We start from the raw sequence: 24,397 nt of genomic DNA on the forward strand, positions 1-24,397 counted from the left end.
TGATGGGAGTTAAAAAGGAGGAAAAATATGTCTATTTTTAGGAAGTTGGGTTGGTTTTTTAAACAAGAAAAGAAGCACTATGTGATCGGCGTTTTTTCTTTATTATGTGTTGCCTTGGTTCAGTTAGTTCCGCCTAAAGTAATCGGGATCATTATCGATGAGATTGCAGATAAGAATCTCTCCATGCGATTTATCGTCTTTTGGATCGCTGTATTAATCGGATCTGCCATTTTACAGTATCTCTTTCGTTTCATTTGGCGGGTGAATATTTGGGGAAGTGCAGCGAGGTTAGAGAAGGAATTACGTCAGCGTTTGTTTATCCATTTCACTCGTATGGATAGTATGTTTTACCAAAAATATCGTACAGGTGACTTAATGGCACATGCGACCAATGATTTAAATGCGATTCAAAATGTGGCAGGAGCAGGCATCTTGACATTTGCTGATTCGGTCATTACTGGGGGAACCACAATCATTGCCATGATCCTTTTCATTGACTGGCGCTTGACTTTACTTGCTTTGATCCCTTTGCCGCTATTAGCTGTTACTTCAAGGATATTAGGATCAAAACTACATGATGCTTTTCGAGAATCACAAGAAGCTTTTTCCAGTATCAACGACAAAACGCAAGAAACTATTACTGGGATTAAAGTAATCAAAACCTTTGGGCAAGAGCAGGAAGATCTGGCAGATTTTCAAGAAAAAATCGAACAAGCAATCACCAAGAATAAACGTGTCAACTTTTTAGATGCTTTGTTTGATCCGTTTATCACGCTGATCATTGGGTTATCTTATGTCTTAACGATCATCTTGGGTGGTAAATATGTGCTAGATGGCACGATTACGATTGGACAAATGGTTTCCTTCATCAGTTACATTGGAATGTTGGTTTGGCCGATGTTTGCTATTGGTCGGTTGTTCAATGTTCTGGAAAGAGGAAATGCTTCTTATGACCGAGTGAATGAACTCTTACATGAGAAGACCCATATCGTCGAACAACTTGGTGCAGTGAAGACACCCGCAAAAGGAGAATTAAATGTAGAGATCGCGCAATTCCATTATCCCAAAGAAGAATTACCCGCCTTGGAACAAATCAAGTTTGCAATTAAAGAAGGGGATACATTAGGAATTGTTGGTAAAACTGGTGCTGGAAAAACCACGATCATGAAGTTGCTGATGCGTGAATATGATGACTATCAAGGACAAATCAAATTTGGTGGTCGTTCGATCAAAGAATATTCCTTAGATGCTCTTTTTAATTCTATTGGCTATGTACCACAAGATCATTTTTTGTTTTCAATGACGATTCGTGAGAATATCCGTTTTTCTGATCCTAAGTTATCTAACGAAGAAGTGGAAGCTGCTGCGTCGTTAGCATCAATCAACCAAGAGATCAAAGAATTACCGAAGGGGTATGAAACATTAGTTGGTGAGCGGGGTGTTTCCTTATCTGGTGGACAAAAACAGCGGATCTCGATTGCCAGAGCATTGATCCAAAATCCAGAGTTATTGATCCTTGACGATGCGTTGTCGGCAGTGGATGCTAAAACAAAAGAAAGAATTTTGCGGAATTTAAAAGAAATTCGTCAAAGTAAAACCACGATCATTGCCGCTCATCGACTAAGCAGTGTGATGCATGCTGATGAAATCATCGTCATTGACAAAGGACAGATCGTTGAACGTGGCCGTCACGCCGAGCTATTGGCTTTAGGTGGTTGGTACAAACAAATGTGGGAAAAACAACAGTTAGAAGCCAAAATTGAAAGGGGAGAAAATGATGGAAGATAACTATCAATCCGAATGGTCAAAATCCATTCCATTGCGAGAGCAAAAGCAAATCATTAAACGCTTGTTGCATTTTGCTAAACCCTTTAAAGCGACTTTCATCATTGCCATCCTGTTTGCTTTGGGATTGTCAGTAATCAATGTCCTATTACCTCGAATCATTCAAACCTTTATGGATGAATATTTAGCCAAACAATCTGCTACGACACAAGTGATTTTATTTTTTGCAGGCTTGTATTTATTTGGGGTCATCGTCAAAAGTATCATCTGGTTTTTCCAATGGTATTTGTATTCCAATGCTTCGCTTAAAACCTATCAATATATCCGTATAAAATTATTTGAAAAATTGCATACATTGGGAATGAGATATTTTGACCAGACACCAGCCGGCTCGACTGTCTCAAGAGTCACGAATGACACCGAAACGCTTTTTGAATTTTGGTATGTTTTTCTGATGGTATTGACAGGCATTTTCGCAGTAGTTTCCTCCTTTATTGCAATGTTTCAAATCAACGGACGCATTGCTTTATGGCTGTTGCTTTTTTTACCTGTTCTAGGAGTCGTGATCTGGTATTATCAAAAATTTAGTTCTCGGATTTATCGTAATATGCGAGAAAAGTTAAGTCAGTTGAATACTAAATTAAATGAATCCATTTCAGGGATGCGGATCATCCAGCAATTCCGGCAGGAAAAACGGTTAGCAAACGAATTTGAAGCGGTCAATACGGATTATCTCAATACACGATACGCTATGATCAAAACCAATTCGCTGTTATTGAGCCCGATTATCAGCTTTTTATATGCATTAGCCATTGCTTGGGCACTGACGCTTTTTGGTTTAGATGCCTTAAAATCACCAGTGGAAGTTGGACTGATCTATGCTTTCACCACATATGTCCAAGGATTCTTCAACCCGATGTCTCAAATGATGGATTTCTTAAGTATATTCACTGACGGAATCGTCGCTGGTAGCAGAATCTTAAAAATCATGGACACAGAAGAATACGCACCACAGCAACATGAAGGAGCAAACAAAACCATCACTGAAGGGAAAATCGAATTTCGTAATGTCAGCTTTTCCTATGATGGGAAAAATAAGGTGTTGAACAACATTTCTTTTGTTGCCAATCCTGGTGAAACTGTCGCATTAGTCGGTCATACTGGCAGTGGGAAAAGTTCGATCATCAATGTATTGATGCGTTTTTATGAATTTTATGAAGGGCAGATTTTAATTGACGGGTGTGATATTCGGGAGTATCCGATTGCTGAACTTCGTAAAAAAATGGGGTTAGTTCTCCAAGATGCTTTTCTATTCTATGGGGATATTGCAGGAAATATACGTATGATGGACCCAGCGATCACAGATGAACAGATACGTGCAGCGGCTGAATTTGTCCAAGCCGATCGCTTTATTAAGTGGGCTAGAAGGCGCTGATAAGCAATTACCAGTTAACACCAATAAAACTGCTAAAAGCCACGAAACACAACATGAAATTTAAGCAAATAAAACCTAAAAAATATCCATGTCGTCGTGGATAACTTTTTTAGGTTTTTCTTTTCCGACTAACTTATACAAGCTAGATGGTGAAAAGAGGAAATGAATAAGAAGCTAAAAAGTGTGAGATAAGATAATTTATTCCTTAATTGCAGGAGGCTCTTCCATAATAGAGGAGCTGATTGGGCGATCGTCTACTTTTTGTCCGATTTTGATTAAATGGTTGAGGTTTTTTTGATATTCCTCTGCAAAGATACAGCTGTATAGTACGTCTAGTAAGTAACAAATTGAAGTATTGATCGTAAAATTACTGATTTTGGAATACAATCGTTCTCTGGTAGTGATACGAAGGATTGCTGAGCTGAAAGTAGAAAGAGTGGAATCACCAATACTCGTCAATGTTAAAATCGGCACATTGATTTCTTGCAAAATCTTGGCTGTTCGTAACATCATTTTATTTTCGCCGGTATAAGAAATTAAGATGGCACAAGTATCAGGCGTACAGTTGTAGGCTTCATAGTAGGATTCGCCTGAAGTCGTCACGATCGTTACGTCTCGTTTGATTCGCTTCATTTTCAACATAAAAGCCTGCGAGATCAAAGTATTCGAATTACTAGAAAAAAGGACGATTTTTTTTGCTTTCAATAAAAGCTGTTTTGCTCGTTGTAAGTCATCGTGGTGAAGCAATGAGAGTGTGTCTTCAATCGTCATTCGTTCCAGTGCAGCGACTTTGTTCGCAATAGACATGATTCCATCGTTTTCTAGAAAGGGGAGGTTGGCATCAACTTCTTGAAAATTTCCTTCCAAATACTCGTTTTCCGCCAAAAAAGCTTCCTTAAAGTGGACCCAACCGTTGAACCCAGCCTTTTTGGCAATCCGAATCAACGTAGAAGGATGGACATAACATGCCTTCGCAATTTGTTGAATTGTTGCTTCTTTGAGTTGATGTTCATGGCTTTGAATAAAATGGATCACTTCTGTTTCTGCGGGAGAAAAAGCAATTTTTTTAGTTTTTCTTTTAATAGCATGACGATCCTCTTTTACATGTTTTTAATTTTTTGTGTAAAAATATTGTAAGCGCTATTTGTTGATTCGTCAATCGTTCGTTGTTCTTATACAAGATTTTCACAAAATAATCGGCTATATAATGAATTTTTGTAAATGGAAATGCAAAAGAATAAAGTTAACTTGTTGTTTTCGTTTACAAAAAACATAATATAGTTGTAAAAACAAAAAAGGAGGAAGCTCATGGAACGAAAAGTGAAGATTGCAACAATTGGTGGCGGAAGTAGCTATACCCCTGAATTGATGGAAGGGTTTATTAAACGATATGAAGAATTACCGATTAAAGAAATCTGGTTAGTGGATGTAGCAGAGGGTCAAGAAAAACTAAGAATCGTCAGTGAAATGTCTCAACGAATGTGGGATGCTTCGCCTTATGATGTTAAGATCTATGCGACGTTGGATCGAGAAGAAGCACTGCGGGATGCTGATTTTGTAACAACTCAGTTTCGGGTAGGTCAATTAGATGCCAGAGTGAAAGATGAACGAATCCCTGCATATTATGGCATGCTTGGACAAGAAACCAATGGAGCTGGCGGGATGTTCAAAGCGTTTCGTACCATTCCGGTCATTCTTTCAATCGTAGAAGATATGAAAAGACTATGTCCCGATGCTTGGCTGATCAATTTTGCCAATCCTAGTGGAATGGTTACAGAAGCTGTCGTTCGCTACGGAAAATGGGAAAAGGTAATTGGGCTTTGTAATGTACCAGTTATGGCAATGATGACAGAGCCAGAAATGCTGGGAGAAACAAAAGAAGACTTGATTTATAAATTTGCTGGACTCAATCACTTTCATTGGCATAAAGTAGCAGATTCACATGGAAACGATCGAACGAATGAGCTAATCGACCGACTTTATGCTGAAAATAATGGCTTACCAAAAAATATATTCGATGTGCCGTTTTTCAAGGAACAATTACAACAAATGCAAATGATTCCTTGTGGCTACCATCGCTATTATTATCGTGAAGAAGAAATGTTGAACCATGCTTTAGAAGAATATCAAACAATTGGTACAAGAGCAGAACAAGTTAAAAAAACGGAAGCAGAATTATTTGAGTTGTATCAGGACCCAGAACTAGACCATAAACCAGAACAGTTACAACAACGTGGGGGTGCTTATTATTCAGATGCTGCCTGTGAAACGATCGCTTCGATCTATGCCAATAAAGAAACCCAAATCGTTGTTTCAACAAAAAATGACGGCGCTGTTCCTGATCTGCCTGCTGATTGTGTCGTGGAGGTCACAGCGTATGTCGGGGCACAAGGGGCACGTAACGTTGCTTTCGGTTCTTTGCCACCAGCTGAACGTGGCTGGCTTCAAGTCATGAAAAATATGGAATTATTGACGATCGAAGCGGCAGTGACGGGTGATTATGGCACAGCGCTTCAAGCATTTACGATCAATCCCTTAGTACGTTCGGGTGAAACAGCGAAACGGATCATGGATGAATTGTTTGTTGCTCACGAAGCGTATTTGCCACAATTTAAGGAAACGATCCACCGCTTAAAAGAAGAGGGGATCGAAGTACAAGATGAAATAGCAAACAACCTGACAAAAACTTATCAAAAACAATAATGGAGGAAGTAGGATGGCATTTAGGAAAGACTTTTTATGGGGTGGCGCAACGGCTGCCAATCAATGTGAAGGAGGCTACGCTGAAGGTGGACGTGGTTTAGCTAATGTTGATGTTGTTCCGATTGGTAAAGATCGTTTTTCAGTGATCACTGGTAAACAAAAAATGTTTGACTTTGATGAGGAACATTTTTATCCAGCAAAAACAGCCATTGATATGTACCATCGTTACAAAGAGGATATTGCACTTTTTGCGGAAATGGGATTTAAAACCTATCGCTTATCCATTGGGTGGAGTCGTATTTTTCCAAAAGGTGATGAAAAGGAACCAAATGAAGAAGGGTTGAAGTTCTATGAAGATGTCTTTAAAGAATGTCAAAAATATGGAATCGAACCGTTAGTGACAATCACTCATTTTGATTGTCCGATGCATTTAGTCAAAGAATATGGTGCTTGGCGTTCTCGAAAGTTGATAGAGTTTTATGAAAGACTTTGCCATGTCATTTTTAATCGTTACAAAGGATTAGTGAAATACTGGTTGACCTTCAACGAAATCAATATGATTTTACATGCTCCATTTATGGGCGCTGGATTGTATTTTGAAGAAGGGGACGATGTGGAACAAATCAAATACCAGGCAGCCCATCATGAATTAGTTGCTAGTGCAATCGCTACAAAGATCGCTCATGAAGTGGATCCAGAAAATAAAGTTGGCTGTATGTTAGCAGCCGGCGCAATTTATCCTTACACTTGTAAACCTGAAGATGTCTGGGCTTCAAGAAAGGCGGACCGGGAAAACTATTTCTTTATTGATGTCCAGTCAAGGGGAAGTTATCCAGCCTATGCCTTAAAAGAAATGGCACGTAATGGAATCAAAATCGAGATGGAACCAACTGACTTAGAAATATTAAAAGAACATACCGTTGATTTTATTTCATTCTCCTATTACTCTTCCCGGGTAGCTACTACTGATTCAAAAGTATTAGAGCAAACGGCCGGTAATATTTTTGAATCGGCTAAAAATCCTTATCTTTCAGCCAGTGAATGGGGCTGGCAAATTGATCCATTGGGGTTACGTATCACGATGAATGATCTTTATGATCGTTACCAAAAACCATTGTTCATCGTCGAAAATGGGTTAGGTGCCATTGATACACCAGATGAAAATGGCTATGTAGAAGACGACTATCGGATCGATTATTTAGCACAACATATCCAAGCAATGAAAGATGCGGTTGAGCTCGATGGTGTGGATCTCCTAGGCTACACGACTTGGGGCTGTATCGATCTTGTCTCTGCTGGGACTGGCGAAATGAAGAAACGCTATGGGTTCATCTACGTTGACCGTGACAACGAAGGAAATGGGACATTGGAACGCTCGAAGAAAAAATCGTTCAACTGGTATAAAAAAGTCATTGCAACAAATGGAGAAGATTTAAGTAACGAATAGTGAATTAAATAAAAGTCTATTGTTTTTAAACTAATTTTTCGAGTATAATAAATCTATTCGAGGAAAGAGTAAGCAGAACAATAGACTTTTTTTCTATAGGCTGTAAAGTAAGCTTACTTGATTTTTATAATGGAGGAATGTACATATGTATGATGTTATCGTGATTGGTGCTGGACCTGCTGGAATGACTGCTGCGTTATATGCGTCACGTTCAAATCTTTCAGTTGCTATGATTGAACAAGGCGCACCGGGTGGACAAATGAATAACACCGCTGAAGTTGAAAATTACCCTGGATTTGATTCCATCATGGGACCTGACCTTGCATATAAAATGTATGAAGGTGTCACTAAATTTGGAACAGAAAATGTCTATGGAATTGTGCAAGACATCAAAGACCATGGAAATTACAAAGAAGTGATCTGTGAAGATCAATCTTATGAAGCCAAAACAGTGATTATCGCAACGGGTTGTATCCATCGTAAGTTAGGTGTTCCTGGAGAAGAAGAATACGCTGGACGAGGTGTTTCCTATTGTGCAGTATGTGACGGTGCTTTTTTCCGAAACAAACGCTTAGTCGTGATCGGCGGTGGCGATTCTGCGGTAGAAGAAGCCATCTACCTAACGCAATTTGCTTCTGAAGTCGTGATCGTTCATCGAAGAGACGAATTACGTGCGCAAAAAATCATCCAAGATCGCGCATTCGCTAACGAAAAGATTTCATTTGTCTGGGACACTGTCACAGATGAAATCGTTGGTAATGACATGGTGGTCACTGGGGTTAAAGCGCATAATGTGAAAACGAATGAAACCGTTGATTTAGCAGCAGATGGCGTGTTTATTTATGTGGGCTTAGATCCATTGACTGAACCATTTAAAAAAGCTGGTTTAACTAATGCAGCTGGTTGGATTCCAACAGATCAAGACATGCGTACGACTATGCCTGGTGTGTTCGCTATTGGGGATGTTCGTGAAAAAGATTTACGACAAATCACGACAGCAGTCGGCGATGGAGGCATTGCTGGTCAACAAGTTTATAAATATTTAGAAGCATTAGAAGAAACAACACAAGCGTAAAGTGATCAAAAGAGGTCGTTAGAAGGGCTGTTTGAATATTATTCATTTTTATACTACTAAAGAGCTGAGGACAAACATTGTCCTCAGCTTTTTTGTGGACAGAATTTATTCATGGAAAATAGGAGTTATTTTTAGACACGATCGCTTGTTACTGGCACTTCAATCATTAAGAGAGAACTATTTTTTTTGAAAACAGGATTTTTTGCCATCCGAGTGAAATTAACACGTGATACAATGAACAGGCATTTTGATGGAAATAGGGAAAGAAGAAGGACAATGAAAAAAGAGTACTCGGTGATGCAAGGACTATGGGAATAGAGGCTACTCGTAAACTACATAAAAAGCTAGCCACTTCCAATCAAAGAAAAGAGACACATATTCAAACGATAGAAATGGATCGTTGTACACGTAAATGACTTTCCAGAAAATGACTATCGTTATCAGAAATAAATGAAAAGGAGAGGAAAATGTGACAAAAGAAACTATTTTTATTTATGGCTTAGCTACAGCGCGGAAGGCATATGCGAAAAGTCTGGGGTACTCTATATTTAATCTAAGTCAGGCGATAGATCTAGCGGAAGAAAAACCAGGCAATTTAGAACAAGCAGAAAAGGAAGCAAAAAAAATCATGTTCCCATTTTTATTGATGAGTACAATAACGAAATTAGGAGTATATTAAATAGAGAAGAGGATAAATTAAATGTGAAAGAGGATAGTATCTGGTGTTCTGAAGAATCTTTTTCAAAATTTTCCAAAGAATGGTTTAATTATGTGGATGAAGGCAAGAAACACTGGCCATTATGGGGAAATTATTTTCGTGGTACTCAAATGAATCAGAAAAATGAATTAAAAACAATCTATCAAGATGTACTTAAGAATAAAGCTTATCATGACCATTCTTTGCACGTGAATAGAGGCTGTAAAATTGGTTTGGATATAGCGATGGAAAAGCAAGATATGGAACTTTACTATTGCTTAGATGAAATAGATATTGAACTTGTCCTAGACGAAAAAAATCTAGATGATATTAAGGGAAGAAAGTCTACGACCTCTAGCGAACTACGTTATATTTACCGCAATTGGGAAAAATTACGTGGAAAAGTTACTTTTATCTCTCAAGGAAAAAAGTAAAAGCACCTTGGGAACAGGAACCAGAAGTTTGGCAAACATACCAGCCGAAGAGTTGGAATAATCTTGGAACTTTGCAAAAGAAAGAAGAGCAAACAAATAAAAAAGAAAATTATTTGATATTCTAAAAAATAAAAAAACTCAACCAGATAATCGTAACGGTTCAGTGCAATTTCAAAAACAAGAAAAATCTTGTTTGATATTGTAAGAACAGTAGGAATAATCTTGATCTTGGTGAAAGAAAAGAAGATCCTATCTGCGCTTATTTTTTCTTCTGACTTTTCTATCTAAAAAGAGAATGCTATACTGAAAGAGGTAGATATTTTAGAAAGAGGTGTTCGCTTCATGTCTTGGGAACAAGTATACCAACAATGGGCCAATGAAGAAAATTTAGAAGAAAATTTAAAAAAACAATTAACTGATCTTAGTCAGGACCCTGAAAAGCTGGAAGATGCTTTTTATGCTCCTTTAGAATTTGGAACAGCAGGAATGCGGGGAATTTTAGGTCCTGGGATCAATCGAATGAATATTTATACGGTCAGACAAGCAACAGAAGGGCTGGCACGTTTTATGGATACACAAGGAGAAGAAACAAAACGTCGCGGCGTAGCGATTGCTTATGATTCACGCCATCAATCGCCTGAATTTGCGATGGAAGCAGCGAAGACTTTGGCACAACACGATATTCCTTCTTTTGTCTTTGAGAGTCTACGTCCAACACCTGAACTTTCTTTCGCTGTTCGTCATTTGAATACGTTTGCGGGAATCATGGTGACAGCTTCTCATAACCCAGCAGCTTACAATGGCTATAAAGTTTATGGAGAAGATGGCGGACAAATGCCACCCGCTGATGCGGATGCATTGACAAAATATGTACGTGAAGTAAGTAATCCTTTAAAAGTCGCTGTTTTAGCTGATGACGAAGTAGAAACTAGTGGATTGATTACGATCATTGGTGAAGAAGTCGATAAAGCATATTTGGAAGAAATCAAAGCAGTCACGATTGATCAAGAATTAGTCCAAACAATGGGGAAAGACTTAAAATTGGTGTTTACACCCCTTCATGGTACAGGAAAAATGCTAGGAGAAAGAGCATTACAACAAGCTGGTTTCGAACAATTTATGCTTGTACCTGAACAAGCTGTAGCTGATCCTGACTTTACAACGGTTCAATCACCAAACCCTGAAGAACATTCAGCATTTGAGTATGCGATTCGTTTAGGTGAAAAAGAAGGCGCTGATTTATTGATTGCAACTGATCCTGATGCGGATCGCTTAGGAGCAGCAGTTCGCCAACCTGATGGCTCTTATAAAGTTTTGACCGGTAATCAAATCGGTGCGTTAATGATTCAATATATTTTAGAAGCACATCAATCACGAGGGACTTTACCTGAAAATGCAGCCGTACTTAAGTCAATCGTATCAAGTGAACTTCCTGCAGCCATCGCTGAAAGCTATGGCGCTACGATGATCAATGTCTTAACAGGCTTTAAATTTATTGCAGAAAAAATCCATCAATTTGAAAAAGATCATTCTCATACATTTATGTTTGGTTTTGAAGAAAGCTATGGTTACTTGGTCAAACCATTTGTACGTGATAAAGATGCAATCCAAGCACTCTTATTGTTAGCCGAAGTGGCTGCTTTTTATAAAAAACAAGGGAAGACACTTTATGACGGCTTACAAATGATTTTTGAAAAATATGGTTATTTTGCTGAAAAAACAATCTCAGTCACGATGAGTGGTCAAGAAGGTTCAGCCAAAATCGCTGCTTTGATGAAGAAATTCCGTGACCATGCCCCATCAGAATTTGCTGGAGCAAAAGTTCTTCAAACAGAAGATTTCAAAGAATTAACGAAAACAGATTCAGCTGGACGAGTGGAAAAATTAACGACACCTCCATCTGACGTATTAAAATATGTATTAGAAGAACATGGTTGGGTAGCGATCCGTCCTTCAGGAACAGAGCCAAAAATCAAATTCTATATCGGTGTAAAAGGCAATTCCGCACAAGAGGCACAAGAAAAGATCGATACCTATGAAGCAATCATCAAATCAATGACAGAAGAATAAAATAATTGAGACTGATGGAAAAAGTGGTAAACTTTAGAAGTCAGTCTTTTTTATGGAGGTGAATCGGTTGACAGACACACCAAAAAGCGAAATAGAAAAAGTGAGTCAATTATTTAAAGTCTTAAGTGATCCTACCCGATTGAAAATATTGATGTATTTAAAAGATGGAGAACAAAATGTGACGGCCATCAGCCAAGCGGTGGAAATGGAACAATCCGCTGTTTCCCACCAACTACGTTTATTAAGGGAAAACCATGTGGTAAAATCGCATCGTGAAGGCAAAGCAATATTGTATAGTTTAGATGATTTTCACGTGTTGGATATCTTGGAACAAACCTTGAAACATGTGGAACATCAGTAAAATAAGAATGAGGCATTTCTAAGGGAATGTAAATAGATTATACTGAAAAAAAGCCAGCAGACACGTTTCAGCTGGCTTTTTTTCAACTAGTTATGCGTTTGGTTCTGGTTGTTTGTTATAGCTGCTTACTGGATACAATTATTTGTTCTTTATTTTTCTCCTGAAGTATCCGTGCCATAATAACTGTGGTCCTCTAAATCTAAGGCATTTAGGATCAACGAAGCCGTTTCTTCAATTGAGAGAGAAGCAACATTGATCACAACGCAACCTAATTTTTCATACAAATCATTAGCAAAATCTAATTCTGCTCGTATTTTTTCGATATCAGAATAAGCCGTATCAGGATTTAATCCATAGGAACGCATCCGTTCTTTTCGAATATTATTTAAAATATCGGGATTATTGGTTAAACCAACAATTTTTTTAGGATCGATCTCCCAAAGTTGTTTTGGGATATGGGCTTGAGGAATGAGTGGGAGATTCGCCACTTTTAAGTTTTTATTCGCTAAAAAAAGACTTAACGGTGTCTTTGACGTTCTGGAAACTCCTAGCAACACCACGTCTGCTTCTAAGAAACCTCTTGGATCTTTCCCATCATCGTATTTTACAGCAAATTCCATTGCCTTGATTCGTTTAAAATAATTTTCATTCAATAAATGTAGGGCTCCAGGTTGACGAGTGGGTTGAATTCCTGTTAATCGTTGGATTTCTTCGATCGGTGGAGTCATCACGTCAAAACTAAATAAGTTGTTTTCTTCGCAAAAACTTCGGGTATAATCAATCAGCTCTTGGTTGATCAAGGTATGAAGTACTAACGCTTTTTCTGCTAACGCATCTTGTAAGGCTTGTTCGAGGGTGTCTTGGTCAGTGACAAACGTTCGACGAAATAAATTAAATTCAACTGTAGGATATTGTGCCATGGTTGCCTGTGCGAGTTTTGTTGCTGTTTCACCAGCTGAATCAGAAATGACAAAAAAAGTAACGATCTCAGTAGAATCAAAAGCCATAAATAAAAAACCTCACTTGCATTTTTTTTATCTTTAGTATACCATACTGTGGAATATGTACTTCGTAATCATTTTGATTTGGAGGGAAAGACTTGAAAAACCAAACATTAATCGAACAATCGTTAGAAATTTTGAAAAATAACGGATTTAAATACACGAAAAAGCGAGAAGCATTATTGACTTATTTGGTCAAAAGAAATCGTTATGTGTCAGCAAAAGAAGTATTTGATTTTATGAATGAGGAATTTAAAGGAGTGAGTTATGATACCATTTATCGTAATCTCCATGATTTCTCTGAGTTAGACTTATTAGAAGAAACCGATTTGAATGGCGAAATGAAGTTTCGCTTTCATTGTTGCCAGGGAGAGATCGGTCACCATCATCATTTTATTTGTACCGTTTGTGGGATGACAAAAGAAATCCATATGTGTCCAATGGACTATTTTGAAAATCAATTATCAGGTTGTACGATCGAAGGGCATCGGTTTGAAATTTTCGGTCGATGTGAAAACTGTCAGTAGTTGTTTTATAATAAAATAACATATCATTATTTTAAAAAATCCAAAGATTCCCTTGACGGTCAAATCAGCATTAGATATAATGTTTTATAGAACAGTCTTGTTTTTTGGATTATAATTTCAATAACAATTACGGTTACTTTTTAAGCTCGGAGGGAGGGAATTAACATGTCAAAAACAGTCATTCGTAAAAACGAATCAATTGACGATGCTCTTCGTCGCTTCAAACGTTCCGTGTCAAAAGCGGGTACTTTACAAGAATCTCGTAAACGTGAATTCTACGAAAAACCAAGCGTAAAACGTAAGAAAAAATCTGAAGCAGCTAGAAAAGCAGCGAAAAAACGCAAAAAAACGCAAAAAAACTAGTTCCTTTATGAATTGGAGTTGGTAGTGTGTCACTACTAAGTAGATTGAACGATGACATGAAAACAGCGATGAAAGCAAAAGATAAAGAATCTTTACAAGTCATACGTATGATTAAGTCATCCATTCAAAACGAGCAAATCAAAGAAGGTCACGACTTGACTGAAGATGAAGAATTAACAGTGTTGTCTCGTGAAATGAAACAACGGCGTGATTCTTTACATGAGTTCGAAGAAGCTGGACGTGACGATTTAGCTGAAAAAGTGAAAAGTGAAATAGTAATTGTTGAAAAATACATGCCAGAACAACTTTCTGAGGATGATATTCGTCAACTTGTTCAAGAAGCGATTACACAAACTGGAGCTTCTTCTGTCAAAGAATTTGGCAAAGTCATGGGTGCGATCATGCCGAAAGTCAAAGGAAAAGCAGATGGGAACCAAGTGAATGCGATTGTGAAAGAGCTATTACAATCTTAAACTTATCATTTAAAGAGTTTGGGACAACCGCCCTCTCTTAAAAAGAAAATAAGCCTGATTTTGATCCACAACGTCAAAATCAGACTTATTTTTTTTAGATTTTTTTTCATGCATGTCCCAATTTCCTCAAGGTGAGCGCCAAGGCAACATCAATCGGTACGCCTTGTTCCCCATGCAATCATACATATCCTTCTTTTATCTCTCTTCCTCACTCGATAGATCTAGGCTTGGTTAGATTGGTTCTTTGCCTTATCTATTAAGTAAAAGCTGTTTATTGATAGGCAGGAATCTCTCAATCATGGAATAACATAAAGTAAATCATGGAAGTTCAGCAAAGTAATTTTAGGTTAAAATGAATGAAACGAATAAGGAGTGAGACAACCTTTTTTATTTGCTATATAGTTTTTTACGAATATGGTAAAATAGGAAGGAATGAATTGAAGTAAAGGAGATGTCTATTTTTGACAGAAGCATCCAGTTCTTTAGAAATTAGATTAACAGCTGCTGACGATATCAGTATGTTGTTAGGCTCGCATGACAAACATGTAAAATTAATTGAAGAAATGACTGAAACAACGATTCATACGAGAGGCGAAATGATCCAGATTATTGGAGAAGAGCCGGGGCTTTCGTTAGCACAATCGGTGATACGTACCTTACAAGAATTGATCAAGCGGGGGATACATGTCAGTACACCTGATGTTGTTACTGCCTTAAAAATGGGGCAAAAAGGGACATTGGATTACTTCATTGAAATGTATGAAGAAGAAATCGTCAAAGACCGCAATGGTAAACCGATTCGAGTGAAAAATAGTGGACAAAAACAATATGTCGAGGCCGTTGCTAAACATGACATCGTATTTGGTGTCGGTCCTGCTGGAACAGGTAAAACATTTCTAGCTGTCGTTTTAGCAATTGCTGCGTTGAAAAAAGGCGAAGTCCAAAAAATCATTTTGACTCGTCCAGCGGTGGAAGCAGGAGAAAATCTTGGTTTCTTACCGGGTGATCTGAAAGAAAAGGTTGATCCTTATTTACGTCCAGTGTATGATGCACTGTATCAAATATTTGGTTTAGATCATACCAATCGTTTGATGGAGCGTGGGATCATCGAAATTGCGCCATTAGCTTATATGCGTGGGCGAACACTTGACGATGCTTTTGTAATACTAGATGAAGCTCAAAATACAACAGTGGCACAGATGAAAATGTTCTTGACTCGTTTGGGGTATCAATCAAAAATGATCGTAAACGGCGATACAAGTCAGATTGACTTACCTAAAGGGACGATGAGTGGTTTGATCCATGCAGAACGTACATTGAAACAAATCAAAAAAATTGCTTTTGTCAATTTTGAAGCAAGTGACGTCGTTCGTCATCCTGTTGTAGCCGAAATCATCAAAGCTTATGAAAAGGCAGATCTTCATCAAGAGTAAGGCTTAGGGGGATAAGCGAATGTTGAATAAAATACTCCAACAACTGCAAGCAAAATTAGGAAAGGCGGCAATGCCTTTCTTATTGCTTTTGTTTTTTGTGATCGTTTGTGGCGTTACGTTCAGTAGCGTCAAGCAAAAAGCCAATGATTTCAAAGAAGGACAAGTGGCAGAAGAAAGTATCCGTGCGAATAAAACGATCGAAAATACAGAAGAAACGGAACAAAAAAGAAAACTAGCAGCGGAAGCTGTTACGCCAGAATATACGTATCAACAAGATTTGGCGAGTGAACAAAGTAGTCGCATCAAGCAGCTTTTTGAATTGATCAATAAAACAAATGATTCGATCAATAAAGCGTATAAAGAAAAAGTGGATAAAGCAAAAGAAAATGAGAATGTTCCCAAACCAACTATAGATGAGCGAATTGCAGCTCTAAAGAAGAGTTTTGAAAATGCTAATGCTGAAAACGTGGCATTTTATCAAAAATTACCGACTAACTTTTACACAAAAATCTTTGGCATGTCAGATAGTCAAATTGCGACAGTCCGAGATGAAAGTCTGCGATTGATCAATGAACAAATGAAAAAACAAGTTCGAGAAAGTGATTTAGAAACCTTCAAGCAACAGGCGGAAGAACAGATCCAATATTTGAACGTGACACCTGACCAACAACAAACGATCCATTATCTTGTCGATCAAGGAATCGTCGTAAATGATGTCTTAAATGAAAAGAAAACAGAGGAATTGAAACAATCAGCAAGGAGTGCGGTTCAACCGGTCATGATCTATCAAGGCGAAATCATTGTTCGTGAAGGAAATCAAATCGATGCAGATGCAATGAAAAAGCTTGAATTATTAGGATTGACCAGTCAAACAACGTCAATTTTTCCTTTAGTAGCAATGATCTTAGCAGTCTTATTGCAAATTGCTGTTTTAGTTTACAACTCAATGCAGTACCATGAAGCCGGAAAACGAACAGAATATGTGCTCTTTTATGTTACGGCTATGTCCATCAGTGTGTTATTAATGAAATTTTTCCAACTATTCCAAACGGAACAAGCAGCTTTTATCCCGCTGTTTTATCCTGCAGCTTTTGTTCCTTTAGTTTTAAATTTCTTTTTGAACCGGAGGGCAGGAATCATGGCTGCCTTGTTCCAAGCCGTATCTGCATTGTTTATTTTTTATGGCTCGATTGGGACCAACTTTTTGACCGTTATCTTGATGGCTTATCTTTTTTCAGGTTTATTAGCGACGGTTTTAAAACGCCAACGAGTGTCAGAACAATGGTTTTCAGCTATGATGTGGGTCATTATTTTTCCGTTGATGATGGATGTTGTGTTGATCGTTTATCAAGGTATGAGCTTTAGTAATGGAACAACTTGGTTAACACTGATTTGTGGCTTTATGGGGGCTTTGCTGTCGTATCTGTTAACGATGGGATTACATCCGTATATCGAATTGATGGTCAACGATGATAGTGTGATCGTCTTGAATGAGTTAAGTAATCCTAACCATCCATTGTTAAAACAGCTATTGGAAGAAGCACCAGGAACTTATCATCACAGTATGATGGTCGCCAATTTAAGCGCGAACGCAGTGGCTGAGATCAATGGGCGGTCATTATTGACACGTGTAGCTTGTTACTACCACGATATTGGTAAAATCAAACATGCTAGCTTTTTTGTAGAAAACTTGCCTTCTGGTGCTGAGAATCCACATAATTTCTTATTACCGGAAGATAGTAAACAGATCATTTTTGGTCATGTGACCGATGGAGCGAAAATTTTAGAGGAATATGGCATGCCGCAAATGGTAATCGATATTTGCCGACAGCATCATGGAACAACATTGATGAAGTATTTCTATATCAAGGCAAAAGAAAGAAATCCTGAAGTCACCGAAGAACAATTTCGTTATCCTGGTCCCAAACCACAGACCCGAGAAGCCGGCATCGTGAATATTGCAGATAGTTGTGAAGCGGCAGTACGGGCAATGGATCATCCAACAGGTGAAAAAATCGAAAAATTTGTCCATAATTTGATTGAAGAACGAATCTCTGATGGTCAACTTGATGATAGTGGTTTAACATTAAAAGAAATTCGCAAAGTGGAAAAATCTTTGATCAGTGGGTTAAGTAGTACCTTCCATTCACGGATCAAATATCCTAAAATGAAATCGGAAGCGGAAACGATGAAAGTAGAAAAAGAAAATGGCTAAAATAAAAAATATCAGCAATAAGTAAGAAAGAAGCGATAAATATGGACATCACATTTATGGATGAAACACAGAAAGTTTCAACAGAAAAAATCAAAGAGATCGAGGACCTTCTGCAATTTGCAGCGGCTCATTTGAAATTACCCGAGGAAACAGAAATGTCTGTTACTTTTATGGACAATGCAGCAATCCAAGAAATCAACCGTGTCTACCGTGGCAAAGATGCCCCAACAGATGTGATTAGTTTTGCATTAGAAGACGAAGGGGAAGACGAAATTCCCGTGATTTTTGAAGAAGGCGATAATCCTTTACCACGAGTATTAGGAGATATCATGATCTCAATTGAGCGTGCCCAGGAACAAGCGGAAGAATATGGTCATTCGTATGATCGAGAGTTGGGATTTTTGGCAGTGCATGGCTTTTTGCACATCAATGGTTATGATCACATGACACCCGAAGATGAAGCAGAGATGTTTGGTTTACAGAAAGAGATTTTAGATGCTTATGGACTTAAAAGATAAAGAGTGCGAGAAAAAGGTTGAGAAAAATAAGCACTTCGCTATGTCAGTAGAATTTGCTCTTCAAGGGGTTAAAACAGTCTTTGATGAGGAACGTAATATGAAAAAACATGTAGGTTTTGGGTTGCTGGCGTTTTTTATGGGAGTTGTATTTCAACTGAATCAACTAGAATGGCTGTGGTTAGTTTTAGCAGTTTTTCTGGTGTGGATCGTTGAGATTTTAAATACTGTTTTTGAGAATGTGGTGGATATGTTTACCGATTTTCATTTCCATCCAATTGGGAAAAAAATCAAAGATATGGCGGCAGGAGCAGTGTTAGTCACCGCTTGTTTTGCAGTGATCGTCGGTCTCATTTTATTTGTACCTAAAATCTATCAAATGTTTTTTAATTAAAAGGAGAATAATATGTTAGAACATAAATCAGGTTTTGTCGCTATTGTGGGACGACCAAATGTTGGCAAATCAACATTATTAAATCGAATCGTTGGGCAAAAAATTGCTATCATGAGTGACAAGGCACAAACGACCAGAAATAAGATCCAAGGCGTTTATACGACACCAGAAGCACAGTTGATTTTTATCGACACTCCGGGAATCCATAAACCAAAACATCGTTTGGGTGATTTTATGGTGGAATCAGCCTACAGTGCACTAAGAGAAGTGGATGCTGTCTTATTTATGATCAGTGCGGATCAAAAACGTGGACGTGGGGATGATTTTATTATTGAACGATTAAAAAATGTTCAATCACCTGTTTATTTGATTATCAATAAAATCGATAAAGTTCATCCAGATGAATTATTAGGAATCATCGAAGATTATTCGGCACAAATGCCTTTTGCACAAGTTGTACCGATTTCGGCTACAGAAGGGAACAATGTGGACCGTCTAATGGAAGTGTTGATCGCTGAGATGCCAGAAGGTCCTCAATACTTCCCGGATGATCAAGTAACGGATCATCCAGAATACTTTATCGTTTCGGAATTGATTCGTGAGAAAGTCCTGTTTTTGACTAGAGATGAAGTCCCACATTCAGTGGCTGTTGTTGTTGACTCAATGAAACGCAATGAAAATGATAAAATCCAAATTCAAGCAACCATTATCGTTGAACGTGATAGTCAAAAAGGGATTATCATCGGTAAAGGTGGTAAAATGCTAAAAGAAATTGGGACGAAAGCAAGAAAAGATATTGAAAATTTGCTTGGTGACAAAGTATTTCTAGAACTATGGGTTAAAGTTCAAAAAGATTGGCGCGATAAAAGAGTTTATTTACAAGATTTTGGTTACCGCAAAGAGGAATATTAACTTTAAGTAGATAAAAATGAGTTGAACGTGATTATTCGATAGACGAAACCGCGTGTAAAAGTCAGAAGACAAGAAAATGAGTAGAATAAGTGGGAAAGGAAAATGATTCAGTGAATGATTTTTCTTTTCCTTATTCTTTTTCTAAAAGGGGGGCGAAAAAAATGAGCCAGCTAGCCGAATCAAAAGGGATCATATTGTCCAGTCGAAATTATAAAGAAAAAGACAAATTAGTGAAAATTTTTACTGAGTCTGCGGGGAAGCTGATGTTTTATGTCAAAGGAATTCACCGGCAAAACCAACCATTAGCACCTGCACTGCTCCCTTTTACTGAAGGAATCTACATTGGTACGTTTAAAAGTGAAGGACTTTCGTTTATAACCAGCGTAAAAGATGTTCACTCCTTTAGAAAAATTCAAGAAGACATTTTTTTAAGTGGTTACGGCACGTATTTGTTAAACTTAGTGGATGCAGCGATCGAAGACCATCAATATGATCCCCATCTTTTTCAATTTACACAAGCAGCATTGCAACGGATGGATCAGGGGGACGACGCGGAAATCATCACTAACATCTTTGAGGTACAATTATTGCAACGCTTTGGGATTGCACCGATTTGGACACATTGTGTGGTGTGTGGTAAAACACAAGGTAAATTTGATTATTCTTCCAAATATGGAGGCGTGCTGTGCGAAGAACATTGGTCAATGGATCACCGTCGTTATCATGCAGATCCAAGAGCTGTTTATTTCGTGCGTATGTTCTCTGCTATTTCTTATGATAAGATCACAGGGATCAATTTAAAAGACGAAACTAAAGCAACGATCAGGCAACTGATTGACCAGTTATACGAAGAATACGTAGGGATTCATCTAAAAAGTAAAAAGTTCATTGATCAAATGAAATCATGGGAACATGTCCTAAAAAAGCCTGATCCGGAAGGAGAAAGTGCTTCTGAAAACCAAAAAAATGAGTAGAATGTTCAATCAACATTCAAAACTATTTGACAAAAGCCTAACTATACGTCTATTATGGAACCTAGATAAATGAGAGTTTTGTACAAAAACTTGATTGGCTAAATAAAAGAATAAAGTACGTTGAACAAGATCAGTAAAAAATACGTAGCAAAAGCGAGTTCGGGAGGGTGTGAGCCGAATGCTGTCGGTTTTTGAAGAGGCACTTGGGAGTACTGACAATGAAGCTGCCGAAATTTTCGGAAGTAGGGTGGAACCGCGAAGTTATTCGTCCCTATGTTTGTTTAGACAAGCATAGGGACTTTTTGTTGTTTCAAATTCTCAGCAAACTATTTAGAAGTGGAAGGAGTCATTTTAAATGAGCAAAAAATTATCTGTACAAGACATGATCTTGACGTTGCAAAAATTTTGGTCATCAAATGGGTGCATGTTGATGCAAGCCTATGATACAGAAAAGGGGGCAGGTACAATGAGCCCATATACCTTTTTACGAGCAATTGGACCAGAGCCTTGGAATGCAGCATACGTAGAGCCTTCTCGTCGCCCAGCCGACGGTCGTTATGGGGAAAATCCGAACCGTCTGTATCAACATCATCAGTTCCAAGTAGTGATGAAACCATCACCTGAAAATATCCAAGAACTTTATTTAGAAAGTTTACGTTTATTGGGGATCGATCCTTTGGAACACGACATTCGGTTTGTCGAAGATAACTGGGAAAACCCTTCGATGGGCTGTGCCGGTGTTGGTTGGGAAGTTTGGCTCGATGGAATGGAAATTACACAATTCACGTATTTCCAACAAGTCGGCGGTCTGCCATGTAAACCAGTGACATCTGAAATTACTTATGGTTTGGAGCGCTTGGCATCCTACATCCAAGAAGTAGAAAGTGTCTATGATCTTGAATGGTCAGATGGCGTAAAATATGGGGAGATTTTCAAACAGCCTGAATACGAGCACTCCAAATATTCATTTGAAGTCAGTGATCAAGAACTATTATTAAGTAATTTTGATCGTTTTGAAAAAGAAGCTAAACGATGCATTGATGAAAATTTAGTTCATCCTGCCTATGATTACATTTTAAAATGCAGCCATACATTCAATCTACTAGATGCTCGTGGGGCAGTTTCTGTCACAGAACGTGCTGGTTATCTGTCACGTATCAGAAATATGGCAAAATCTGTTGCAAAGATTTTTGTGGCAGAGCGTGAAAAATTAGGATTTCCTTTATTGAATAAAAACACGGCAAATCCAGAAACGGTTAAGGAGGCTGAATAACATGGCAAAAGAGTTACTTTTAGAAATCGGGTTGGAAGAAATGCCTGCCCATGTAGTTACACCAAGCATGAAACAACTGGAACAAAAAACAGCAAAGTTTTTAGATGAACACCAATTGTCTTATGATACAATCGAAACTTTTTCAACGCCAAGACGTTTAGCGATCAAAGTAACCAATATCCCAGAACGTCAAGCAGATAGCGAAGAAGAATTAAAGGGTCCGGCTAAAAAAATCGCATTGGATTCAGATGGAAATTGGACGAAAGCCGCAGAAGGGTTTGTACGTGGTCAAGGTTTGACGACTGACGATATTACCTTTAAAGAGCTGAAGGGTGTAGAGTATGTGTACGTAACCAAATATACACATGGACAACCAGCGAAAGAAGTATTGACTGGACTTGCAGATGTCATCAAAAGTTTGACATTTCCTGTTACGATGCATTGGGCAAATTTTGACTTCGAATATATTCGTCCTATTCATTGGATTGTTGCTTTACTAGATGATGAAGTGATTCCTTTCGAGATTTTAGATGTTACAACAGATCGCACATCACGTGGTCATCGTTTCTTAGGAGAAACAGTTCGTTTCGCTCATGCCAATGAGTATGAAGAAAAATTACAAGAACAATTCGTGATAGCTGCGCCACATAAAAGAAAAGAAATGATTGTCCAACAAGCAACAGAATTAGCAGAGAAAAACCATTGGACGATCGATTTAGACGAAAAGTTATTAGAAGAAGTGAATAATTTAGTCGAATATCCCACAGTTTTTGCTGGCGATTTTGAAGAAAAATATCTGTCTGTCCCTGAAGAAGTATTGGTTACTTCAATGAAGGAGCACCAACGTTATTTTGAAGTAAGAAATGACCAAGGATTACTCTTGCCACATTTTATTTCTGCTCGAAATGGGGATCGTGTCAAACTAGAAAACGTGATCCGTGGAAATCAAAAAGTATTGACTGCTCGTTTAGAAGATGCAGAGTTTTTCTACAATGAAGATAAAAAGATTGAAATCGAGACTTTTGTTGATAAATTAAAATCAGTGACTTTCCATGAAAAAATTGGAAGCATCTACGAAAAAATGCAACGAGTACAAGTTATTGCTCGTATTTTAGGTAAATCTGTCGGCTTATCACCAGAAGAGTTAACGGATTTACAACGTGCTGCTGAAATCTATAAATTTGATTTAGTGACCAACATGGTAGGTGAGTTTCCAGAGCTTCAAGGGATCATGGGTGAAAAATATGCGCGATTACACGGCGAAACATCAGCTGTAGCAACAGCTATCAAGGAACACTATCTGCCAATTTCAAGTGAAGGTGACTTACCAGAAACCAAAATTGGTGCAGTATTAGCGATTGCAGACAAATTAGATAGTATCTTCTCTTTCTTTACAGTTGGAATGATCCCAAGTGGGTCAAATGATCCGTATGCTCTTCGTCGTCAAGCGTATGGGATTGTCCGCATCATCGAAGCAAAAAATTGGGCATTTCCATTGGTTCGTTTACAACGTGAAATCGACCAGGCAATCAATGAAGATCAAGAACGTTTTGGCGTCCAGTTATCGGATGGACAACAGGCAGTCATTGATTTTATCAAAGGACGTTTCCGTCAGTTACTAACTACAAAACAAATCCGACACGATGTGATTGATGCAGTTTTGAATGCAAAACAAAGCGATTTGACAAAAGTTTTTGCAGCAGCTCAACTGTTTAAAGAACGTTTAGATGAGGAAGAGTTTAAGCCATCGATGGAAGCATTGACTCGAGTGGTTAATTTAGCGAAGAAAGCGCAAGAAACAACGACAACAGAGATTAATCCTGCATTATTTGAAAATGAAGCTGAAACAGCACTTTATCAAGCGGTAGCAGAAATGAAAAAACAATTTGGTACACAAACGCTGAAAGAAGATTATGATCAACTTGTTGCTTTACGTCCATTGATAGAAACGTATTTTGACCAAACCATGGTCATGATAGACGATCCTGCTGTCCGTAACAATCGTTTGGCACAGCTGAAACAAATTGCTGAAATGGCACTATCAATAGCAAGCTTAGATCAGATTATCACTAAATAAATCAGGTAGCCCTCTGCCAACTTGATTTGAAACAAGCGTTATGACAAGTCTAGCTCTGAGATATAAGCCGAAGCATCCGAAAATAGTTTCTTCTATTTTTAAATGCTTCGGCTTATTTTTTGACTGATTACCGAAGTGCAGATCTTTGAACGCCGTCGATAAGATTGTGAAAGTACCAGAGTGGATGCTTTCATAACAATTACTCATCTTAGTGTAAAAAGTAAGCTTAAGGT

At 38.1% G+C, this 24,397-nt stretch carries 21 protein-coding genes and 1 pseudogene; 20 read left to right on the forward strand and 2 right to left on the reverse strand.

Annotation, left to right across the window (positions count from 1 at the left end; genetic code table 11):
• Window positions 1-27 precede the first annotated feature (27 nt).
• Window positions 28-1,788, forward strand: a complete 1,761-nt coding sequence (locus EHR_RS08250; protein WP_010737961.1) for an ABC transporter ATP-binding protein — start codon at window positions 28-30, stop codon at window positions 1,786-1,788.
• Window positions 1,778-3,199 (forward strand): annotated as a pseudogene (locus EHR_RS08255) (ABC transporter ATP-binding protein); the annotation flags it as partial. The gene EHR_RS08250 and the pseudogene EHR_RS08255, both read left to right, overlap by 11 nt.
• A 219-nt stretch (window positions 3,200-3,418) precedes the next feature.
• Here EHR_RS08255 and EHR_RS08260 read toward each other — a convergent pair.
• On the reverse strand, window positions 3,419-4,303 hold the full coding sequence (locus tag EHR_RS08260; RefSeq protein ID WP_042969934.1) for a MurR/RpiR family transcriptional regulator: 885 nt from the start codon (window positions 4,301-4,303) through the stop codon (window positions 3,419-3,421).
• A gap of 225 nt (window positions 4,304-4,528) precedes the next feature.
• Between EHR_RS08260 and EHR_RS08265 the strand changes: the two genes are divergently transcribed.
• The 7 genes from EHR_RS08265 to EHR_RS08295 all read left to right on the forward strand — a co-directional run bounded on the left by EHR_RS08265 (window position 4,529) and on the right by EHR_RS08295 (window position 12,007).
• Window positions 4,529-5,923, forward strand: coding sequence for a 6-phospho-beta-glucosidase (locus EHR_RS08265; RefSeq protein ID WP_010737958.1), 1,395 nt, complete (start codon window positions 4,529-4,531; stop codon window positions 5,921-5,923).
• 13 nt (window positions 5,924-5,936) lie between these two features.
• The gene (locus EHR_RS08270; RefSeq protein WP_010737957.1) at window positions 5,937-7,370 is read left to right on the forward strand and encodes a 6-phospho-beta-glucosidase; all 1,434 of its coding nucleotides are present in this window, start codon (window positions 5,937-5,939) and stop codon (window positions 7,368-7,370) included.
• A 145-nt stretch (window positions 7,371-7,515) separates the two neighbouring features.
• On the forward strand, window positions 7,516-8,445 hold the full coding sequence (gene trxB / locus EHR_RS08275; protein ID WP_010737956.1) for a thioredoxin-disulfide reductase: 930 nt from the start codon (window positions 7,516-7,518) through the stop codon (window positions 8,443-8,445).
• 469 nt (window positions 8,446-8,914) lie between these two features.
• On the forward strand, window positions 8,915-9,124 hold the full coding sequence (locus EHR_RS08280; protein WP_014834524.1) for a hypothetical protein: 210 nt from the start codon (window positions 8,915-8,917) through the stop codon (window positions 9,122-9,124).
• Window positions 9,125-9,147: 23 nt separating this feature from the next.
• Window positions 9,148-9,576, forward strand: coding sequence for a hypothetical protein (locus EHR_RS08285; RefSeq protein WP_014834525.1), 429 nt, complete (start codon window positions 9,148-9,150; stop codon window positions 9,574-9,576).
• Window positions 9,577-9,918: 342 nt separating this feature from the next.
• Complete coding sequence (locus EHR_RS08290; RefSeq protein ID WP_010737954.1) at window positions 9,919-11,646, forward strand: phospho-sugar mutase; 1,728 nt, start codon at window positions 9,919-9,921, stop codon at window positions 11,644-11,646.
• Window positions 11,647-11,713: 67 nt separating this feature from the next.
• Complete coding sequence (locus tag EHR_RS08295; protein ID WP_010718533.1) at window positions 11,714-12,007, forward strand: ArsR/SmtB family transcription factor; 294 nt, start codon at window positions 11,714-11,716, stop codon at window positions 12,005-12,007.
• A 149-nt stretch (window positions 12,008-12,156) separates the two neighbouring features.
• Here the strand turns inward: EHR_RS08295 and EHR_RS08300 are convergent, their stop codons facing one another.
• Window positions 12,157-13,014 carry a pyruvate, water dikinase regulatory protein gene (locus EHR_RS08300; RefSeq protein ID WP_010718532.1) on the reverse strand — a complete coding sequence of 286 codons (858 nt, stop codon included), beginning with the start codon at window positions 13,012-13,014 and terminating at the stop codon, window positions 12,157-12,159.
• Window positions 13,015-13,106: 92 nt separating this feature from the next.
• Between EHR_RS08300 and EHR_RS08305 the strand changes: the two genes are divergently transcribed.
• The 11 genes from EHR_RS08305 (at window position 13,107) to glyS (ending at window position 24,164) form a co-directional block, all read left to right on the forward strand.
• Complete coding sequence (locus tag EHR_RS08305; protein WP_010718531.1) at window positions 13,107-13,535, forward strand: Fur family transcriptional regulator; 429 nt, start codon at window positions 13,107-13,109, stop codon at window positions 13,533-13,535.
• 165 nt (window positions 13,536-13,700) lie between these two features.
• The gene (gene rpsU, locus EHR_RS08310; RefSeq protein WP_010718530.1) at window positions 13,701-13,898 is read left to right on the forward strand and encodes a 30S ribosomal protein S21; all 198 of its coding nucleotides are present in this window, start codon (window positions 13,701-13,703) and stop codon (window positions 13,896-13,898) included.
• A gap of 26 nt (window positions 13,899-13,924) precedes the next feature.
• Window positions 13,925-14,371, forward strand: a complete 447-nt coding sequence (locus EHR_RS08315) for a GatB/YqeY domain-containing protein (protein WP_010718529.1) — start codon at window positions 13,925-13,927, stop codon at window positions 14,369-14,371.
• Window positions 14,372-14,832: 461 nt separating this feature from the next.
• On the forward strand, window positions 14,833-15,804 hold the full coding sequence (locus tag EHR_RS08320; RefSeq protein WP_010718528.1) for a PhoH family protein: 972 nt from the start codon (window positions 14,833-14,835) through the stop codon (window positions 15,802-15,804).
• A gap of 19 nt (window positions 15,805-15,823) precedes the next feature.
• Complete coding sequence (locus EHR_RS08325) at window positions 15,824-18,019, forward strand: HD family phosphohydrolase (protein WP_010737951.1); 2,196 nt, start codon at window positions 15,824-15,826, stop codon at window positions 18,017-18,019.
• Between the two features lie 41 nt (window positions 18,020-18,060).
• Window positions 18,061-18,537 (forward strand): rRNA maturation RNase YbeY, encoded by a 477-nt coding sequence (gene ybeY / locus EHR_RS08330; protein WP_014834527.1) that lies wholly within the window; start codon window positions 18,061-18,063, stop codon window positions 18,535-18,537.
• Entirely contained in the window at window positions 18,521-18,928 is a 408-nt protein-coding gene (locus tag EHR_RS08335) for a diacylglycerol kinase family protein (RefSeq protein ID WP_025480126.1), read from the forward strand. The genes ybeY and EHR_RS08335 overlap by 17 nt, the downstream gene beginning before the upstream one ends.
• Window positions 18,929-18,940: 12 nt before the next feature.
• Window positions 18,941-19,840: a GTPase Era gene (gene era, locus EHR_RS08340; RefSeq protein ID WP_010718524.1), complete on the forward strand. Its 900-nt coding sequence runs from the start codon at window positions 18,941-18,943 to the stop codon at window positions 19,838-19,840.
• Between the two features lie 161 nt (window positions 19,841-20,001).
• A complete protein-coding gene (gene recO, locus EHR_RS08345; RefSeq protein WP_010718523.1) occupies window positions 20,002-20,814 on the forward strand; it encodes a DNA repair protein RecO in 813 nt (270 codons plus the stop codon).
• A 355-nt stretch (window positions 20,815-21,169) separates the two neighbouring features.
• Entirely contained in the window at window positions 21,170-22,087 is a 918-nt protein-coding gene (gene glyQ / locus EHR_RS08350; protein WP_010718522.1) for a glycine--tRNA ligase subunit alpha, read from the forward strand.
• A 1-nt stretch (window position 22,088) separates the two neighbouring features.
• Window positions 22,089-24,164, forward strand: coding sequence for a glycine--tRNA ligase subunit beta (gene glyS / locus EHR_RS08355; protein ID WP_010737949.1), 2,076 nt, complete (start codon window positions 22,089-22,091; stop codon window positions 24,162-24,164).
• Window positions 24,165-24,397 lie beyond the last annotated feature (233 nt).

Source organism: Enterococcus hirae ATCC 9790 (assembly GCF_000271405.2).
GTDB lineage: Bacteria > Bacillota > Bacilli > Lactobacillales > Enterococcaceae > Enterococcus_B > Enterococcus_B hirae.

Coding starts and splice junctions, on each gene's coding strand:
- EHR_RS08265 (WP_010737958.1), top strand. CDS start 4,529: ATGGAACGAAAAGTGAAGATTGCAACAATTGGTGGCGGAAGTAGCTAT.
- EHR_RS08290 (WP_010737954.1), top strand. CDS start 9,919: ATGTCTTGGGAACAAGTATACCAACAATGGGCCAATGAAGAAAATTTA.
- trxB (WP_010737956.1), top strand. CDS start 7,516: ATGTATGATGTTATCGTGATTGGTGCTGGACCTGCTGGAATGACTGCT.
- EHR_RS08335 (WP_025480126.1), top strand. CDS start 18,521: ATGGACTTAAAAGATAAAGAGTGCGAGAAAAAGGTTGAGAAAAATAAG.
- era (WP_010718524.1), top strand. CDS start 18,941: ATGTTAGAACATAAATCAGGTTTTGTCGCTATTGTGGGACGACCAAAT.
- EHR_RS08325 (WP_010737951.1), top strand. CDS start 15,824: ATGTTGAATAAAATACTCCAACAACTGCAAGCAAAATTAGGAAAGGCG.
- glyS (WP_010737949.1), top strand. CDS start 22,089: ATGGCAAAAGAGTTACTTTTAGAAATCGGGTTGGAAGAAATGCCTGCC.
- glyQ (WP_010718522.1), top strand. CDS start 21,170: ATGAGCAAAAAATTATCTGTACAAGACATGATCTTGACGTTGCAAAAA.
- ybeY (WP_014834527.1), top strand. CDS start 18,061: ATGGACATCACATTTATGGATGAAACACAGAAAGTTTCAACAGAAAAA.
- EHR_RS08300 (WP_010718532.1), bottom strand. CDS start 13,014: ATGGCTTTTGATTCTACTGAGATCGTTACTTTTTTTGTCATTTCTGAT.
- recO (WP_010718523.1), top strand. CDS start 20,002: ATGAGCCAGCTAGCCGAATCAAAAGGGATCATATTGTCCAGTCGAAAT.
- EHR_RS08250 (WP_010737961.1), top strand. CDS start 28: ATGTCTATTTTTAGGAAGTTGGGTTGGTTTTTTAAACAAGAAAAGAAG.
- rpsU (WP_010718530.1), top strand. CDS start 13,701: ATGTCAAAAACAGTCATTCGTAAAAACGAATCAATTGACGATGCTCTT.
- EHR_RS08270 (WP_010737957.1), top strand. CDS start 5,937: ATGGCATTTAGGAAAGACTTTTTATGGGGTGGCGCAACGGCTGCCAAT.